This window comes from Phocaeicola faecium (assembly GCF_014837055.1).
Taxonomy (GTDB): domain Bacteria; phylum Bacteroidota; class Bacteroidia; order Bacteroidales; family Bacteroidaceae; genus Phocaeicola; species Phocaeicola gallinarum.
The window spans coordinates 1,224-1,901 of record NZ_JACSPQ010000007.1; the positions used below are offsets into that span (position 1 = coordinate 1,224).

General features: G+C 61.7%; 1 rRNA gene. It reads right to left on the reverse strand.

From position 1 onward, the window contains the following. Nucleotides 1–127 precede the first annotated feature (127 nt). Nucleotides 128–678 (reverse strand): 16S ribosomal RNA (locus tag H9626_RS15090); the annotation flags it as partial.

The following is a 678-nucleotide window of genomic DNA, read 5'->3' on the forward strand; positions in this document are numbered from 1 at the left end:
ACCCGAAAGCATGCCCATACCACACGAGAGCCACCGATCTCTTCCACACCAGCAGCCCCACCAACGCCGGACCATCCGGCCGGGGGGCGACACCGGACGCGAAAACCCGCGCCCTGAATCTCCGTAGAAAGGAGGTGATCCAGCCGCACCTTCCGGTACGGCTACCTTGTTACGACTTAGTCCCAATCACGAGCCTCACCTTAGACGGCTCCCCCCACAAGGGTTAGGCCACCGGCTTCGGGTGCTGCCCACTTTCATGACTTGACGGGCGGTGTGTACAAGGCCCGGGAACGCATTCACCGCGACGTTGCTGATTCGCGATTACTAGCGACTCCGCCTTCACGCAGTCGAGTTGCAGACTGCGATCCGAACTGAGACCGGTTTTCAGGGATCCGCTCCATGTCGCCATGTCGCATCCCGTTGTACCGGCCATTGTAGCATGCGTGAAGCCCTGGACGTAAGGGGCATGATGATCTGACGTCATCCCCGCCTTCCTCCGGGTTAACCCCGGCGGTCCCCCGTGAGTTCCCGCCATGACGCGCTGGCAACACGGGGCGAGGGTTGCGCTCGTTGCGGGACTTAACCCAACATCTCACGACACGAGCTGACGACGACCATGCACCACCTGTGAACCCGCCCCGAAGGGAAACCCCATCTCTGAGGTCGTCGGGAACATGT